Here is a 16,913-nt window from a genome sequence, read left to right as displayed (position 1 = left end):
AAATGTCTTATCGTATTGAACGTGATTCTATGGGAGAAATTAAAGTTCCACAAGATAGTCTTTGGGGAGCTCAAACACAAAGATCTAAAGAAAACTTTAAAATTGGTACAGAAAAAATGCCAATTGGCGTAGTACATGGATTAGCTCTATTAAAGAAATCAGCGGCAATCGTTAGTCATTCTCTTGGTAATCTATCAGAAGTAAAAAAAGATGCTATCGCAGCTGCAGCTGATGAAATACTAGCAGGAAAGCTAGACCATCATTTTCCATTAGTTGTTTGGCAAACTGGTAGTGGTACGCAGTCTAATATGAATGTTAACGAAGTCATTGCCAATAGAGGTAATCAGCTATTAGAGGAAAAAGGTAGTGAAGAGAGACTTCACCCAAATGATGATGTAAACAAATCCCAAAGCTCTAACGATACTTTCCCCACTGCACTTCATATTGCTGGAGTACTCGCAGTCGAAAAAGAGTTATTGCCTGCAATTGACGTTTTAAAAGAGACGTTGGGTAAAAAATCTGAACAGTTTATGGAAATCATTAAAATTGGACGTACGCATTTACAAGATGCAACGCCACTGTCTCTTGGCCAAGAATTCAGTGGGTGGCATAGAATGCTTGAAAAGTCTTCTAAAATGATTAATACAGCAGTGGAAGATATGAAAGAGCTTGCAGTTGGAGGTACAGCTGTAGGTACCGGTTTGAATGCTCCAAAAGGTTTTGGTGATTTAGTAGCAGCAGAAATTTCTAAAGAGCTAGGAATAGAATTTACTTCAGCTAAGAATAAATTCCATGCTTTGACAAGCTATGATGACGTTGTTTATGTACACGGTGCTGTGAAGGCACTTGCAGCTGATTTAATGAAGATTGCTAATGATGTACGTTTACTTGCAAGTGGTCCTCGTTCTGGTATCGGAGAGATCTCTATTCCGGAAAATGAACCAGGAAGCTCTATTATGCCTGGTAAAGTAAATCCTACTCAAAGTGAAGCAATGACGATGGTAGTAGCACAAGTTATGGGGAATGATACTTCAATCAGTTTTGCAGCAAGCCAAGGGAACTATCAATTAAATGTCTTCAAGCCTGTAATTATTCATAACTTCTTACAATCCGTTCGCTTATTAAGTGATGCCATTATTAGCTTCAATAATAACTGTGCAGTAGGGATTGAACCAAACTTAGAAACAATTAAACATCATGTTAATAATTCTCTAATGCTTGTAACTGCTTTGAATCCATACATTGGCTATGAGAATGCTGCAAAAATTGCTAAGCATGCACACAAAAATGGTACAACTCTAAAAGAAGCAGCTATCGAATTAGAGCTGCTAACTGCTGACAAGTTTGATGAAATTGTTAGACCAGAAAAAATGATATAAAAGAGGTATATATGAAAAAAATTCTATTTTTATTATTTTGTTTAATGTTGGTGCTTGCTGCCTGTGGTCAAAAAGAAGAAAGTCACAAGGCTGCAGAAGAAGTGGATCATCAGGAGCATGATCACGACCATACGACTCATTTAGCTAATGGGGATATTCAAGAAACTACTTCTTCAACTGATGTGCTTCCTAAGTTTCTAGAAAAACAGCCTGAAAATATGCAGCTGATTTATCAAGCTGCAGCAAAAGCTAATGATGTACTCAAGTGGATGCCTTGTTACTGTGGTTGCGGAGATAGTGCAGGCCATAAAAGCAACTTCAACTGTTTTGTACAGGAAATTAAAGAAAATGGTGAAGTCGTATGGGATGACCATGGTACTCGCTGTGCAGCGTGCTTAGAAACTGCCGTTGCCTCAATTAACATGGTTCAAGAAGGTAAGTCACTTATAGAAATTCGCCAGGCCATAGACGAGGCTTATCAAGAAGGCTACTCAAAACCAACTGACACACCAATGCCCTCTTAAAATATAACTGTTCCCTCTCACTATAAGTGAGAGGGAACATTTTTTTTTTGCACCAAATTCATGAAGTTAGTTGTCTTTCTTAAGAATTTCTTCATTTTTATCCTTCCTGAATGTTAAGAAACGTTACCTATAATGAATAGAAGGTAATAAGGAAGGGGTATTGCATGATACATGTAAAGAATGTCAATCATACATTTTTAATTGGAAAGAAAGGAAAAGAGAAGAAGGTGCCTGTACTAAAGAATCTCTCCTTTGACGTACAACAAGGAGAAATTGTGGCCGTAGTTGGGAAAAGTGGTTCGGGTAAGTCTACTTTATTGAACACGCTTGCAGGTTTTATGAGTCCAGAACAAGGGTCTATTCTTATAAATGGTCAAGAGACTGTTAAGTTAAATGAAACCGAAAGAGCAGCCTTTCGCTTAAATAATTTCGGCTTTATCTTTCAAAACTTTCAGCTGATGCCTGGTTTAACTGCTTTTGAAAATGTGGAGCTGCCATTAAAGCTGAAAGGAATTTCTGCTAAAAAACGTAAAGTAACCGTCCTTCAAATTATGAAAAAGGTAGGTCTAGATTCTGTGTCCGATCATTATCCAAATGAATTGTCTGGTGGGCAGCAACAGCGGGTTAGTATAGCTCGTGCATTAATCACGAGTCCCCCTATTTTATTGGCAGATGAGCCAACCGGTAGCCTAGACTCAGAGACAGAGCAGGACATTCTACTTCTCATTCAAGAACTCAATCAAACTATGGGGATTACGTTTGTTATTATCACTCATGATGAAGAGGTAGCTAGTATCGCACACCGCAAGTTAAAGATGCACGACGGAGAACTTAGCAAGGAGGATATGTCTCATGTTATTTAAGGATCAGCTAGAATTTGTATCCCAGCATATTAAGAAAAATAAACTACGAGTATTTATGACAGTGCTTGCCGCAACAATGGGTTGTGCATTTTTAATCGTTCTAGCTTCTATAGGGTTTGGTGTACAAGATATGATGCGTTCTGAAATCTTAGAGGACCAAGCTATTACAGAGGTAGAAGTGTATGGTAACGAAGGCGTAATCGATTATGAGGAAATAAAAAATATAGATTCGGTCGGAGCAGTTGTTCAACGTGCTAGCATAGACGTCGAAACTATTTTCAAATTAGAGGATAGAACAATTTTTGGAAACTCCAAGCTAACGAATTTTAAAGAAGAAACAAATTCAAACCTTTCATTATCCGAGGGTAGAATGCCTAAAGATGGTAATGAAATTATTGTTGGCTATCACTTCGCAGAAAACTTGTGGACAGAACAAGAGTTTGCGACTTGGGAAGATGGAGCAGCAGAGGACGGAGAAATACCGAAAGGGTATGAAGAATCCATACTAGGTAAAGAGGTTACTCTAGTCATGAAGCCATATGGTCAAGAGGATACCTTTCCAGAACAATGGACGTTTACAATTGTAGGGGTTACTAAGCAACCAGCAAAAGACTGGATAGTCGATAAAATTGTCCTAATGGATGAATCTTGGACGGAAACATTAATGGCATCCTATAAAGCGAATGTAGCAGAGGTACCGGAAGAGGTTCTATACACAGAAACGAAAGTTTTTACTGCTAGTCTAGAGGACGTCAAGGCTGCAACAGATGAACTTAAAGAGATGGGTTACAGTGTTTACTCTGTTTCCGAGCAATTGGAGCAGTTAGATGTATTTTTTATGGCATTTAAAATAGGACTTATATTTGTAGGTACGATTGCAGTTTTAATTTCATCTATAGGTATCTTTAATACAATGACAATGGCGGTTACAGAGAGAACAAGAGAAATCGGAGTGATGAAAGCAATTGGGGCTAGCCCAAAATTGATCCGTCGACTGTTTCTCATGGAAAGTGCATGGATCGGTATTATTGGAACTGTGCTTGCAGTAATTATTTCTTATGTAGTGAGTTATTTAGCTAATCTAGTCTTGCCAATTGTTGTAGGCATGGCATTAGAGGAGGAAAGTATTGCGGGTATGAATTTAACGTTTTCGTTAATTCCTTGGCAGCTTGTAGCTATTGCGTCTTGCATAAGTATTGGGGTAGCTATGATTTCTGGATGGAGACCAGCAAAGAAAGCAACTAAAATTGACGTTATACAGGCTTTGAGACAAGAATTATAAAAGCAAAAGAGGGAACGGGTACCTAAGTATCTGTTCCCTCTTTTTACAATTTCTTTTCCCCATTTGCCTGTCGGAGCAGAAACAGGCGACTGCGCTTTTCTATTAAGAGGGGTCGATTGTGAAATAGGCGATGAATAGTATGAAGACTACCGCCATATTTAGTAAGTTATACTTCATACTTGATATTGTCTGTTCAAATTTCCCTGACTTTTTTACAGCAGTAATGCCTACATAAATTATTAATATAGCGATGAGTATAGAGAAAATAGGATGCAGGGGATATACCCTTACATTTAAAAAATGAACAATTATCACTGCAATAGCCATTACTATGCCATATACCACTTTTTGATAAGTTGGATCTTTCATATGTTCTCTCCTTGGATTGTCATGATTAGTCTATATTCAAGTATTCCTTAAGTTCATTTTCTAGAAATGGTTGAGCGTTTAGCATTTCTTTGAATTGTTCATAGCCTTCTATTTGTTCATGGGTTGGCTTTCCACCTGTTTTATAGGCACGTATTAAAATATTTTTAGGCGTATTTTCAATATCTATAAACTCCACTAATTGGGCCTCGTAGCCTACCAGATTCAATATTTCGGCACGTATTGAATCTGTAGCAAGTGCTGAAAAACGTTCTTTAATTAATCCATGCTTCAGCATAATGTTTAACCCAGGGGCATCAAGCTGTCTATTTAACTCGTGCTGACAGCAAGGCACACTTAAAATGACGCTAGCATTCCACTTAACCGCTCGGGCAAGTGCCATATCAGTTGCAACATCACAAGCATGTAAGGTAACAACCATGTCTACGGCAGTTTCGTCGTTATAATCATTAATATCTCCCACTAAAAATTCCAAATCGTCATAGTCTAGATCTTTAGCGATTTGCGAACATTCTTCAATTACTTCCTTTTTTAAGTCAAGTCCCGTAACACGAATGTCTAATCCCTTTTCAATTTTTAAATAGTGATAAAGGGCAAACGTTAAATAGGATTTACCAGAGCCAAAATCTAAAATGCGAACGGTTTTATCCTTTGGTAAATAAGCCAAAGTATCATCTATAAACTCAATAAAACGATTAATTTGTTTAAATTTATCGTACTTTTGTTTTTTTACTTTTCCTTCAGAAGTTTGAACTCCTAATCGGATTAAAAAAGGATAAGGTGTATGCTCGTCTAACAAGTAGTTTTTTTTACGATTATGAGATAAATCCACTTGTTTCAATGAAGTGTTTTTTTCAGTTTTATACATCACTTTATTTTTCTTAGAAAGTTGTATTTGAATCTTTTCCTCAATAAAATCAACGTGAATTTGGCGAAAGTCATCCAGTAACTTTTCCCATGCTGAAGAGAATTCTTCTATTCGAATATTTTCGTGCTTTAAAATACGTTCGTATTGGTATTCTAATTGGATGTGGTACATATTTTTTATTTCAATAGGCTTTAGTTTGATGCGCTTTATTTCATTAGATTTAGCCCTTGGTTGGCTTATTGTTGCTTGAATCAGCTGTTTAGATAAGATTTGCTTTAATACGCTGTCTTTCATTTCGTTGAATTCCATATAATCGCCTTCTTTTTCGTAAGATACTTGAAATTAGTGTATCACAACGACATATTTCATAGATAGATTAGCTATCGTGTAAGAAGAGATAAAACGTCTATATACCTTTTATACTATCAGAATTTTATGATAATATAATTGGTGAGTAGTCAATCGAAAGGGGAGATTGGGTTGTTAAATGAAAAAACAATTGGGGAGATAGTAAAGGAAGCCGCAAGTAAGTTTCCTGACAAAGAGGCTTATGTGTACCCTGAGCATGGGATTCGTAAAACATATAAAGAGTTTGATATGGAAACTGACGAGCTTGCTAAAGCATTTATTGGCATGGGTGTTCAAAAAGGAGAACATATTGCCATTTGGTCAGACAATAAAAGGGAATGGCTATTAAGCCAATTTGCAACTGGAAAAATGGGAGCAGTTTTAGTAACGGTTAATACAAACTATCAGGAAAAAGAACTGGAATATCTATTACAGCAATCAGATGCTACTACTCTTATTTTATGTGAATCCTTTAAAACTACTTCTTATCTCGACATTATTCGTGCAATTTGCCCTCAAATAAATACAGCAGAAAAAGGGAATATTCAATCTGAAAAACTTCCCTATTTAAAACGAGTGATTGTAATGAGTGAAAATGACTACCCAGGAATTTATAAATGGTCGGAGTTCGTTGAATTTGCAAAAAGAGTATCTGATGAAACTTTAGAAGATGCGATGAAAGAGACTCATAATGATGAAGTCATTAATATTCAATATACTTCTGGAACGACTGGATTTCCAAAGGGAGTAATGCTTTCCCATAAAAATATAGTTAACAATGGTCAGCTTGTAGGAGACTACATTCATCTAACTGAACATGATCGTCTTTGTATACCTGTACCCTTCTTTCATTGCTTCGGTTGTGTCATGGGAACAATTGCTTCAGTAACACATGGGACCACAATGGTAATCATTGAACAATTTGATGCAGGGAAAGTGTTGAAAATAGTGCAGGATGAGAAATGTACTGCTTTACACGGGGTACCAACCATGTTCATCGCTGAATTAAATCATCCAAATTTTAAGCAATTTGATTTATCTACTTTACGTACTGGAATTATGGCTGGTTCTATTTGTCCGATAGAAGTTATGAAGAAAGTGATGGAAGACATGGGTGCAACTGAAATTACCATTGCCTATGGACAAACTGAATCCTCGCCAGTTATTACGCAAACTAAAACAGATGATTCAATTGAAAAAAGAGTGTCCTCAGTTGGGAAAGCTCATCCAGGAGTAGAAGTGAAAATAATAGATCCGGCAACAGGAGAAGATACCCCTGCAGGAGTACCAGGGGAACTATGTACAAGAGGATATTTAGTGATGAAAGGCTACTATAAAAATGAAGAAGCAACAAAATCGACAATAGATGACAACGGCTGGCTCCACACTGGCGATATTGCCGTAATGGATGACGAAGGCTATATCGATATAACCGGAAGAATCAAGGATATGGTAATTCGAGGTGGTGAGAATATTTATCCGAAAGAAGTAGAAGAATTTCTTTATCAGCATCCAGCTATTCAAGACGTACAGGTTGTAGGTGTCCCAGACCCGAAATACGGAGAAGAGCTAATGGCTTGGGTAATTCTAAAAACAGGAGAAAGCCTAACGTCAGATGATTTGAAGGAATTCTGTAAAGGGAAAATATCTTATCATAAAATACCAAGATATATTGAATTCATCGATGCATACCCAATGACAGCATCAGGGAAGATACAGAAATTCTTACTGAGAGAAATGTCAAAAGAGAAAATAGAAGCATAGACATATTTCCTGGGAAATCGACACCAAGAAAAGCGCAAGCGCCTATCTCTGCCCCGACAGGCAAATGGGAAAATGCGAGGAGGCAGCTGTTCAGCCACCGCAGTATTTTCCCATTTGACCCGAGGGGCAAGGCGCTGAAGCTAGCCACCAAGAAAAGCGCAAGCGCCTATCCCTGCCCCGACAGGCAAATGGGAAAATGCGAGGAGGCAGCTGTTCAGCCACCGCAGTATTTTCCCATTTGACCCGAGGGCCAAGGCGCTGAAGCTAGCCACCAAGAAAAGCGCAAGCGCCTATCCCTGCCCCGACAGGCAAATGGGAAAAGTGAGGACCGTTCATGTTTCCTAGAGTGAGTATTAGCTGTGATTTGAGCTTACACAGGATTTAAGCACCGAGGTAATAATCGGTGCTTTTTTCAGTTTTCCTGTATACTTAATTTAATAAAAGGATAATTTTGAGATAAGAGGTGAATGTATGTTTTTAGACCATATTGTTCATTTTGTGAATAAAAAACCTATAGAAGTGGCCGGAGATTGGCAGCAGCAAGGAATTAATGCCGTGGTTGGTGGACAGCATTTAAACTGGGGGACGTATAATGCACTTCTTTATACGGTAAATAGTTATGTAGAATGGTTAGCGATGGAAGAGGAACAGGTAGCTAGGCGTGTAGTACACCCTTTAGTAGAATTAATGCTCCATGATTTAAATGAAGGTCCAGGTTTTGGAACGATTTGCATTAGAGCAAATGATTTGGAAGTACTTAGAAAAGACTTAGAAAACAAAGGTATAGAAACAACAGGAGTATTGTATGCTGAAAGAAAGACAGCTGCTGGATCTTTACGTAAATGGAAAATGCTATTTATTAAAGAAGAAGTTAGTGACAGCTTACCTGCGCCATTTTTTATAGAGTGGGAAGAAACGGATGATGAAAGATATGAGTTGCTTCAGAAGGAGGGAACAGTGAACAATAGTAACCTCCAACTCAACATTGAGAGCTGTGAGTTTCATGTAGAAAATCCAAGGGAAGTAATAGAGAAATGGACTAGCTATCTGAATGTTACTTACGATCATCAAACGTTATTCTTACCCAATACAAAATTAATATTTAAACAGCTGAAACAAGGGACTAAAGAAAGGCTTGTTAGTGTGCAAATTAAAGGCCTCCCTAACCAAGAAGCTATTGTTTACGAACAAGGAGTATATCGTTTCGATTAAGAGGAGGATTTTATAATGGAACAGTTAGATGAAAGAGCGATTGTAGTTGCAGTTAAGCTGCAAAAAGATGAGCATTTCGAATATGAATTAGAGGAGCTTATTAATTTAGCTGCAGCTTTAGATGTGGAGGTTGTTGGTGAAATCACTCAAAATTTAGAGCGAGTGACATCTTCTCATTATGTAGGAACAGGTAAAGTAGAGGAGATAAAAAATCTCTTCGATGCTACAGATGCAAATCTCGTTATATTTAACGATGAACTTTCTCCATCTCAAATAAGAAACCTAGAGCGAGATTTAGAATGCAAGGTAATAGATCGTACTATGCTAATTTTAGACATTTTTGCAAGACGCGCAAAATCCAATGAGGCACAAATGCAAGTGGAACTAGCACAACTTCAATATATGCTACCGAGACTTGTCGGACTGCGAGCCTCCCTTGGTCGTCAGGGTGGTAGTACGGGCGGGGGAGTTAGTAACCGTGGTGCTGGGGAAACAAAGCTAGAATTGGATCGTCGTAAAATTGAAGACCAAATAGCAAAGCTGAAGAGAGAGCTAGAACTAGTTAAGGATCAAAGGGAAACGCAAAGAAAACAACGTAAAAAAAATAATATACCTGTTGTTTCTCTAGTTGGCTATACCAACGCCGGAAAGTCTACGATTATGAACCAACTGCTTCAAAAGATTGGACAAGAACAATCGAAGCAAGTATTTGAGAAAGACATGCTCTTTGCTACATTGGAAACTTCCGTCCGTCAAATTAAACTACCAGACCAAAAGGAATTCCTATTAACTGATACAGTAGGATTTGTCAGTAAACTACCCCATCATCTAGTGAAGGCATTCCGATCAACACTTGAGGAAGCAAGGGATGCTAATCTACTATTACATGTGGTAGACGTTTCTAATGATGAACACCGCTATATGATGGATGTGACGAATGAAACTCTACTTGAAGTGGGAGTAAAGGACGTTCCAACAATTTTTGTTTACAATAAATCGGATTTAGCAGACATGATGTACCCACACGTTGCAGGAAGTAATATCTGGATATCTGCAAAAGATGGGAAAGGTTTAGATGAACTGTTAGATATTATTAAAAAGTATATATTCTCTGACTATGTTCAGTGCGATCTGCTAATTCCATTTGATCGAGGAGATATCGTTTCATATCTTAATGAGAAAGCCACAGTTAAGTCGACCTCATATGAGGAAGAAGGAACGCTAGTGCACGTGGAATTAAAAAAATCAGATTATGATCGTTTAGAGGGATTTGTGTATAACCCATAAAAATAAGAAGCTCCGAAAAATTTTCGGAGCTTCTTTTTTATGCTGTTTTTTTCAAATTAGCTAAGTATATTTTAGTTTAAACTTGTTGAAACTGTATGTTATGAAGTCTTGCAAAAATACCTTCTTTAGCCACAAGCTCGTTGTATGATCCATCTTCGGCAATTCCGTCCTCAGTTACTACAATTACCCGGTCCGCGTCTCTAATTGTTGCTAAGCGGTGTGCAATTATAAGAGTTGTACGATCCTCTGCTAGCTCCATTAGTGATTGCTGGATAATTTTTTCTGTTTCTGTATCGAGAGCAGAAGTTGCCTCATCCAAAATGAGAATAGGCGGATTCTTTAAAAACATTCGAGCTATTGCCAGTCTTTGTTTTTGTCCACCTGACAATTTTAGTCCACGTTCACCTATTTGTGTTTCATACCCGGCTGGTAAGGAAGCGATTAAGCTTTCTAAATGTGCTTTCTTAGCTGCACTTCTAATCTCCTCTTCCGTAGCATCCTTTTTTCCATAAGCAATATTTTCTCGAATGGTGCCGGTAAACAAAAATACATCCTGTTGGACTATTCCGATTTGTGAGCGGAGTGATTGAAGAGATAAATCTTGTATATTGATCCCATCAACAGAAATTGCCCCGTCACTGACATCGTAAAAACGAGGTATTAAGGAACAAATGGTTGTTTTCCCTGCCCCGGAAGGACCAACAAATGCTACTGTTTCACCAGCACGTATGGAAAGGTTAATATCCTTTAACACAGTTTTATGCTCATCGTATTGGAAGCTAACATGACTAAAGGAAATATTACCGTTTAAATGATTTACTTGAATTGCATTCGGTTTATCTTCTATTTCCGGCTCTTGCTCCACTAATTCTAAGAAACGCTTAAATCCAGCCATTCCTTTAGGATATAATTCCAATAAAGCGGTAATTTTATCCACTGGCTTAATTAGTACATTTACATATAAAATAAAACTTACTAGCTCTCCATAAGTTATGTAGTTTTGAAAAGAGAACCATGCTCCTACTACCAGGACAACTAAAGTTACTAGCCTTGTCATCATATAGATGGTAGAATGAGTACCTGCCATGACTTTGTAAGCTTTTAGTTTCGCTATTCGGAATTGTGAATTATCTTCCTTGAATCTTGAAATTTCAAAATTTTCATTTGTAAAGGATTGGACAACTCGTACACCGGAAACGCTGTCTTCTACTCTTGCATTGACGTCAGCTATTTTCCCGTACATATTTTTCCAAGCTTTATTCATCATGATATTCCCATAGGTTGCTACAATAGATAAAAAAGGAACCATTATAATAGCAATAATAGCCAACTCGGGATTAATGTTGAACATAATAGTGAAGGTACCTATAATAGTCATTATGGCAATAAATAGGTCCTCGGGTCCATGATGTGCTAGTTCTCCGATATCAAACAGGTCATTTGTGATTCTACTCATAATGTGGCCCGTTTTCGTGTTATCAAAAAACCGGAATGATTGTCGTTGGACATGGTTAAATAGTTTTTGTCTCATATCCGTCTCAATGTTAATACCTAACTTGTGCCCCAAGTAGCTCACGATATATTGGAGTACAGTACTAATAATATAGACGAATAAGAGAACTATACCTACACGCACGATTGTTTCCCAATTTCCTGAGGGCAGAAGGTCATCGATAAACCATTGCACAGCTACTGGGAATGCTAGTTCTAAAATTGCAACAAAAACGGCACTGCTAAAATCAATAATAAATAATCGTTTATGTGGTTTGTAAAATGAAAAAAATTTCTTGAGCATTTCGTATCCCCTTTTCATTATCATAACGACTATTATAACGAATAATTTCAGTTGTCGAAATATTATAATGTTTCTTTTTTGAAAGAATAGGAAATATTTTAATTATTATTTTGTAGAAATGAGGCGTAATTAGATGTTATCGAAAGAAGAAATAGTAAAATCCGTACCACAAACAGGATTTTTTGGACAGCCGAAAGGTCTTCTATCCTTGTTCTTTACGGAGTTTTGGGAGCGTTTTTCATACTACGGTATGCGCGCAATTTTAATCTATTATATGTATTACGAAGTGACTCAAGGCGGTTTAGGGCTAGAACGATCAACAGCGAACTCTATTATGGCTGTTTATGGTTCCTTAGTTTATATGTCTGGGATTATTGGTGGTTGGATAGCCGATAGACTATTCGGTACTACAAGAACAGTGTTCTATGGCGGAGTATTAATTATGATCGGTCATATTGTACTGGCATTCCCAGGTGGTTTAACTACCTTATTCATATCCATGGCATTTATCATTATTGGTACTGGTTTATTAAAGTCTAATATTTCTACTATTGTCGGTGATTTATATTCCGCTGAGGATGCTCGTAGAGATTCAGGTTTCAGTATTTTCTATATGGGTATTAATATGGGAGCTTTCATTGCACCATTAATCGTTGGGACAATCGGCTTAGAGTATAACTTCCATTTAGGATTTGGTTTGGCAGCTGTAGGTATGGCAATAGGTTTAGTAGTCTTTTTACTAACTAAGAAAAAATATTTAGGCTTGGCAGGATCTTATGTACCAAATCCGCTTACTAAAGAAGGAAAGAAAAAATTCTTTACGAGATTAGTAATAGCCGTAGTAATTATTGCAGCACTTGGTTTTTATCTGATTCAAGCTGGTATTATGACGATTGACGTTTTCACTATGACTATCTCCATACTTGGTATTTTAATCCCAACTCTATACTTCATTATTATGTATAGAAGTGATAAGTCAACGGAAGATGAAAAGTCTCGTTTACTTGCTTACATTCCACTTTTCGTAGCAGCAATGATGTTCTGGGCAATTCAAGAGCAAGGTTCTAACATTTTAGCTCAATATGCAGATGAGCGTGTAGATCTAACTCTTGGGTCATTTGAAATTTCACCTGCGTGGTTCCAATCGTTGAATCCATTATTTATCATCGCCCTTGCTCCAGTCTTTGCATGGTTATGGGTGAAACTTGGGAATAGACAACCGTCAACCCCTCGTAAATTTGCATATGGGTTATTCTTTGCGGGTCTGTCCTTTGTAGTAATGATTTTCCCTGCTTACTTTAATGGTACTGATACGTTAGCTAATCCTATGTGGCTTGTTCTAAGCTTTTTCTTAGTAGTACTTGGTGAGTTACTTCTTTCACCAGTTGGTTTGTCTGCAACTACAAAGCTAGCTCCAGCTGCTTTTGCTGCGCAAACGATGAGTTTATGGTTTATGACAAATGCTTCTGCACAAGCAATTAATGCGCAGGTTGTAAAATTGTACAAGCCAGAAACAGAAATTATGTACTTTGGAGTAATAGGTGCAATTGCAATAGGGTTAGGGGTAATTCTTTATCTAATGACACCGATTATCCAAAAATACATGCGTGGTATTCGTTAATTGTTAAAAAAGTGAAACCTTTCAATAATTTGTTCGTATGTTAAGTGTGAAACAAAGAAGGGATGGGACTAACATGAAGAAATGGAAAATGCTATTAGCGGCTACTACGATGACTTTTGCATTAGCTGCTTGTAACGACACTGCTACGCCGGCTAATAAGGAAGTAAAAGAAACTACTGATATGACTTTGGAAGAAGTATATAACAAATCATTGGCGGTGTCAGAAGAACTGTCAAGTGTTTCTGCTAAAGTGAATCTACACCAAAAAATGAATATACCAAGTGAAGAAACAAACGTGGAGCTTAAGGCTGACATGGACATGGATATAGTTATTGAGCCAATGCAAATGTACCAAAAAGGAACAACTTCTATGAAAACAGAAGATGGTTCAATGGACGAGTCTATGGAAGCAGAGATGTACTTCAATGGAACTGAATTTTATATGTATGAGGGAACAGGGAAGCAATGGATGAAGGTACCAGTAGATGCGGTTGGTGACATCATGGCTCAAACAAATTCAGCTAACCCTGCTAGCTCGCTTTCTGAACTTGAAGACTATATTAAAGACTTTAAGTTTGAACAAGATGACAAAAATTATATTTTGACACTTGATGCATCAGGTGACAAATTTAATGAATTAGTACAAGCTCAAATAGATGAAACGCTTCAAAGCATGGCACAGGCTGGAGAAGACGTACAACTAGATGTGAAAATTAATTCAATCAGTTACTTAATTCATATTGATAAAGAGAGCTTCCAAACTACTAAGGTTGATGTTACTGTAGATATGGATATGGAAGCAGAAGGCGAATCTATTAATATGAATCAAGATATGAAGACAGATTTCTCTAACTTTAATGGAGTAGAAAAAATTGAAATTCCTCAAGAAGTTATTGATAGTGCGATAACTATATAAAAATGAGTAAAGCCTGCCTATAATTGTTGGATAATTCAACATTTATAGGCAGGCTTTTTATATTTCCTTCAAGCCCTTTAGTTTTTTAAAAGTTTTCTTAATAAAGTAATGTTAGGAAACATTGAATTTAGGGAACACTAAAAGGGGAAAATTATTTAATAAAAGGAAGGTTAGCATGCTAACCTCTTTGACTTGGCTTATGTAAGGAGGCAATATCAATGTATGACTGTATTATTATCGGAGGCGGCCCCGCAGGCTTGGGTGCTAGTTTAACTTTAGGAAGAGCACGAAGAAAAATTGCCTTATTCGACGATGGGACAAATCGTAATAGAGTAACTCATGAATCACACGGCTTTATAACAAGAGATGGCATAAAACCACATGAATTCAAAGGGATTGGGCTAAGTGAATTAAAAAATTACCCGAATGTAAGTTACTTTAATAAGACCATTATTGAAGTAAGGAGAGAGAAAGAGGAAGGTAATTTTATCGTAAAAACAAGAGACAATAATGAATATGTTTCCGAAAAATTATTGCTTGCAACAGGTATTCAAGAAGTGTTTCCGATTGAAAGTATTCGGAAGTTCTATGGAAAAAGCCTCTTTAGTTGTCCTTATTGTGATGGGTGGGAGTTACGGGATAAGCCACTTCTGATTCTAGCTGAAAAGGAAGAACACATCCTACATATGGTTAAACTCATTTATAATTGGTCAAATGACCTGTTGGTGCTAACTAATGGAAATAACTTATCAGAGGAAGGTATGCGCGAGCTTGCCAAGCATAATATTGAAATAAAAAATGATCGAATAGAGGAACTTGTGGGTGAAGAGGGTTATCTCAAAGAGGTAAAGTTGGCGTCCGGTGAGATTATTAATAGAACTCTTGGATTTGTTGCTCCCACGTATTATCGCCCAAACTACTTTGCTGAGAAATTAGGGTGTGAAATAGATGAGAAAGGAAGAGTGATGACTGACCCACGTTGTCGAACAACACAAAAAAATGTATATGTTGCTGGAGAATCTAGAAAGCCTATACCTTCATCTCTTTTGATTGCAGCTGCAGATGGAAATAAGGCGGCAGTCTCCATTAACACAGATTTGACAGAGGAACGATTCTAGTTTTTTTATAAATGCATCTTTGACTCATTAAAACCTGTCTATTCCCCTAATCGATTATCCTTAAAAACAGAGGTTGCTTAGAACCTCTGCCCCCTCTCTAAAATTAGCTTATGGATTTATATCATTCGCTAATTCTTTGTACTTGTAAGCTATCTGGCTTATAATTTTTATAACAAATAGGAGGGATTCTGTGAAAAAATGGTTTTATCCACTAGGACTTGTTACATTACTTGGGTTTACAATGCTGTTTTTGAATATAGCTAAAGATAAGGTAGTGTCGTTAGATCAAAAAATGGGCAATCTTCTTGAAGGTAATTCATTCATCACAGCATTTCACTATTTTGGTGATACAAAATTTATTTTACTTATCGCGTTATTAATTATTTTATTATTATGGATACGTTCTCATAATTATCGAGGCATGCTATATGTTTTATTTACGGTTGGGGTTGGAAATGCCTTGAACCAACTGCTTAAAAGAGTGATTCAACGAGAACGTCCCGACGTCCCTTCCCAATTAGAAACTTATAGTTTCCCCTCAGGTCATGCGATGGTTGGCCTGCTCTATTTGTTTACAATTGCTTATTTAGCTACTGAGCATCAGACTAATAGAAAAATCACCGTAACCATTTGGTTGGGGGCCATATTCATGTCTATCATGATAGGACTTTCTCGAATAGCAGAATCTCGCCACTATGCATCCGATGTGTTTGCTGGATGGATGGTCGGGTATACATGGTTTGTATTGGTGGCTCTGTGGTACGAATATAGAAAGCGTAATAGAAAAAATAAAAATAATAGATTATAAATCCTTTCCGATTCGTGGAGAGGATTTTTTGTAAGGAGGAAAGAAAGTGTTTGAGATACCGAACCATTTAATGGATATATGCATAAAAAGAATAGAGGGATCACCGGTTGAAGGTTTTGTAAAAGGTAAAGGACCGAGAAAGCCTACTCTTATGCTAGTGGGAGAAGCGCCAGGAGAGAACGAGGCGATACAAGGTCTCCCTTTTGTAGGTAGAGCAGGGGAGGAGCTAAAAAAATCGTTAGCTAGTATAGGGCTCACAAGAGAAGAAGTGTATATGACAAGTGCTGTAAGAAGCCGTCCATTTATCTGGAAAGAAAAAAAACAAAGAAATGGTGAGACAGTAAAAAAGAAGTATAATCGTCCTCCTACTCAAAGTGAAATCATTGCCCATGCTCCAATTTTAGATTTTGAACTATTAAATATTTCTCCATTACTAATTGTTACGTTAGGAAATGTGGGATTACAACGCTTACTCGGAAAAAGTGCGACTGTTTCTAAATTACACGGTCAATTATTGCAAAGACCTGTTCAAATTTTAGAGTCTTTAAACTCCACCCAGTATACTTGGTCTAGTGAAACCTATACAATTATTCCAACCTATCATCCTGCTTCTGTTTTCTATCGCCCTTCCAACAGAGAATTTCTAGAAGACGATTGGAAAACGATAGGGGATTACATTAAAAAGCAAAGATTTTGACACTTTCTTTGGTTGAAGAAAGTTGCTTAAAGGAAACTTTTTAA

Annotated in this window: 15 protein-coding genes; 12 read left to right on the top strand and 3 right to left on the bottom strand. The window is 37.2% G+C overall.

Annotation, left to right across the window (positions count from 1 at the left end):
* The first annotated feature begins 2 nt into the window (after positions 1–2).
* From fumC to MKY09_RS17295, 4 genes are all read left to right on the top strand, one after another.
* Positions 3–1,379, top strand: a complete 1,377-nt coding sequence (gene fumC / locus MKY09_RS17310) for a class II fumarate hydratase (RefSeq protein WP_342567191.1) — start codon at positions 3–5, stop codon at positions 1,377–1,379.
* An 11-nt stretch (positions 1,380–1,390) separates the two neighbouring features.
* Positions 1,391–1,903: a PCYCGC motif-containing (lipo)protein gene (locus MKY09_RS17305; protein ID WP_342567190.1), complete on the top strand. Its 513-nt coding sequence runs from the start codon at positions 1,391–1,393 to the stop codon at positions 1,901–1,903.
* Between the two features lie 164 nt (positions 1,904–2,067).
* Positions 2,068–2,766, top strand: coding sequence for an ABC transporter ATP-binding protein (locus MKY09_RS17300; protein ID WP_342567189.1), 699 nt, complete (start codon positions 2,068–2,070; stop codon positions 2,764–2,766).
* Positions 2,756–4,048: an FtsX-like permease family protein gene (locus MKY09_RS17295; RefSeq protein ID WP_342567188.1), complete on the top strand. Its 1,293-nt coding sequence runs from the start codon at positions 2,756–2,758 to the stop codon at positions 4,046–4,048. The genes MKY09_RS17300 and MKY09_RS17295 overlap by 11 nt, the downstream gene beginning before the upstream one ends.
* A gap of 102 nt (positions 4,049–4,150) precedes the next feature.
* Here MKY09_RS17295 and MKY09_RS17290 read toward each other — a convergent pair whose 3' ends face one another.
* Together MKY09_RS17290 and MKY09_RS17285 are read right to left on the bottom strand one after the other, a co-directional pair.
* Positions 4,151–4,417 carry a hypothetical protein gene (locus tag MKY09_RS17290; protein WP_342567187.1) on the bottom strand — a complete coding sequence of 89 codons (267 nt, stop codon included), beginning with the start codon at positions 4,415–4,417 and terminating at the stop codon, positions 4,151–4,153.
* A gap of 25 nt (positions 4,418–4,442) precedes the next feature.
* Entirely contained in the window at positions 4,443–5,612 is a 1,170-nt protein-coding gene (locus MKY09_RS17285; protein WP_342567186.1) for an SAM-dependent methyltransferase, read from the bottom strand.
* Between the two features lie 165 nt (positions 5,613–5,777).
* Here MKY09_RS17285 and MKY09_RS17280 point away from each other — a divergent pair, with 165 nt between their 5' ends.
* The 3 genes from MKY09_RS17280 to hflX all read left to right on the top strand — a co-directional run bounded on the left by MKY09_RS17280 (position 5,778) and on the right by hflX (position 9,914).
* Complete coding sequence (locus MKY09_RS17280; RefSeq protein ID WP_340885843.1) at positions 5,778–7,415, top strand: AMP-binding protein; 1,638 nt, start codon at positions 5,778–5,780, stop codon at positions 7,413–7,415.
* A gap of 471 nt (positions 7,416–7,886) precedes the next feature.
* On the top strand, positions 7,887–8,627 hold the full coding sequence (locus tag MKY09_RS17275; protein ID WP_342567185.1) for a VOC family protein: 741 nt from the start codon (positions 7,887–7,889) through the stop codon (positions 8,625–8,627).
* Between the two features lie 15 nt (positions 8,628–8,642).
* The gene (hflX, locus tag MKY09_RS17270) at positions 8,643–9,914 is read left to right on the top strand and encodes a GTPase HflX (RefSeq protein ID WP_342567184.1); all 1,272 of its coding nucleotides are present in this window, start codon (positions 8,643–8,645) and stop codon (positions 9,912–9,914) included.
* A gap of 76 nt (positions 9,915–9,990) precedes the next feature.
* Here hflX and MKY09_RS17265 read toward each other — a convergent pair whose 3' ends face one another.
* Positions 9,991–11,709: an ABC transporter ATP-binding protein gene (locus MKY09_RS17265; RefSeq protein ID WP_342560013.1), complete on the bottom strand. Its 1,719-nt coding sequence runs from the start codon at positions 11,707–11,709 to the stop codon at positions 9,991–9,993.
* A gap of 133 nt (positions 11,710–11,842) precedes the next feature.
* Here MKY09_RS17265 and MKY09_RS17260 point away from each other — a divergent pair, with 133 nt between their 5' ends.
* The 5 genes from MKY09_RS17260 (at position 11,843) to MKY09_RS17240 (ending at position 16,869) form a co-directional block, all read left to right on the top strand.
* Positions 11,843–13,330: a peptide MFS transporter gene (locus MKY09_RS17260; protein WP_342567183.1), complete on the top strand. Its 1,488-nt coding sequence runs from the start codon at positions 11,843–11,845 to the stop codon at positions 13,328–13,330.
* Positions 13,331–13,403: 73 nt separating this feature from the next.
* Entirely contained in the window at positions 13,404–14,246 is an 843-nt protein-coding gene (locus MKY09_RS17255) for a DUF6612 family protein (protein ID WP_342567182.1), read from the top strand.
* Between the two features lie 212 nt (positions 14,247–14,458).
* Positions 14,459–15,364, top strand: a complete 906-nt coding sequence (locus MKY09_RS17250; RefSeq protein WP_251553351.1) for an NAD(P)/FAD-dependent oxidoreductase — start codon at positions 14,459–14,461, stop codon at positions 15,362–15,364.
* 190 nt (positions 15,365–15,554) lie between these two features.
* Positions 15,555–16,172: a phosphatase PAP2 family protein gene (locus tag MKY09_RS17245; RefSeq protein ID WP_342560012.1), complete on the top strand. Its 618-nt coding sequence runs from the start codon at positions 15,555–15,557 to the stop codon at positions 16,170–16,172.
* A gap of 70 nt (positions 16,173–16,242) precedes the next feature.
* Positions 16,243–16,869 carry a uracil-DNA glycosylase gene (locus tag MKY09_RS17240; protein WP_342568265.1) on the top strand — a complete coding sequence of 209 codons (627 nt, stop codon included), beginning with the start codon at positions 16,243–16,245 and terminating at the stop codon, positions 16,867–16,869.
* Positions 16,870–16,913 lie beyond the last annotated feature (44 nt).

The sequence above is a fragment of the Psychrobacillus sp. FSL K6-4046 genome (assembly GCF_038624605.1).
Classification (GTDB): domain Bacteria; phylum Bacillota; class Bacilli; order Bacillales_A; family Planococcaceae; genus Psychrobacillus.
The sequence above is the reverse complement of the archived record's forward strand: the minus strand, read 5'-3'. Positions and strand labels throughout refer to the sequence as shown.

What these genes read in the sequence shown, in the direction of transcription:
- fumC (WP_342567191.1), top strand. Translation starts at nt 3, where the DNA reads ATGTCTTATCGTATTGAACGTGATTCTATGGGAGAAATTAAAGTTCCA.
- MKY09_RS17305 (WP_342567190.1), top strand. Translation starts at nt 1,391, where the DNA reads ATGAAAAAAATTCTATTTTTATTATTTTGTTTAATGTTGGTGCTTGCT.
- MKY09_RS17300 (WP_342567189.1), top strand. Translation starts at nt 2,068, where the DNA reads ATGATACATGTAAAGAATGTCAATCATACATTTTTAATTGGAAAGAAA.
- MKY09_RS17295 (WP_342567188.1), top strand. Translation starts at nt 2,756, where the DNA reads ATGTTATTTAAGGATCAGCTAGAATTTGTATCCCAGCATATTAAGAAA.
- MKY09_RS17290 (WP_342567187.1), bottom strand. Translation starts at nt 4,417, where the DNA reads ATGAAAGATCCAACTTATCAAAAAGTGGTATATGGCATAGTAATGGCT.
- MKY09_RS17285 (WP_342567186.1), bottom strand. Translation starts at nt 5,612, where the DNA reads ATGGAATTCAACGAAATGAAAGACAGCGTATTAAAGCAAATCTTATCT.
- MKY09_RS17275 (WP_342567185.1), top strand. Translation starts at nt 7,887, where the DNA reads ATGTTTTTAGACCATATTGTTCATTTTGTGAATAAAAAACCTATAGAA.
- hflX (WP_342567184.1), top strand. Translation starts at nt 8,643, where the DNA reads ATGGAACAGTTAGATGAAAGAGCGATTGTAGTTGCAGTTAAGCTGCAA.
- MKY09_RS17265 (WP_342560013.1), bottom strand. Translation starts at nt 11,709, where the DNA reads ATGCTCAAGAAATTTTTTTCATTTTACAAACCACATAAACGATTATTT.
- MKY09_RS17260 (WP_342567183.1), top strand. Translation starts at nt 11,843, where the DNA reads ATGTTATCGAAAGAAGAAATAGTAAAATCCGTACCACAAACAGGATTT.
- MKY09_RS17255 (WP_342567182.1), top strand. Translation starts at nt 13,404, where the DNA reads ATGAAGAAATGGAAAATGCTATTAGCGGCTACTACGATGACTTTTGCA.
- MKY09_RS17240 (WP_342568265.1), top strand. Translation starts at nt 16,243, where the DNA reads ATGGATATATGCATAAAAAGAATAGAGGGATCACCGGTTGAAGGTTTT.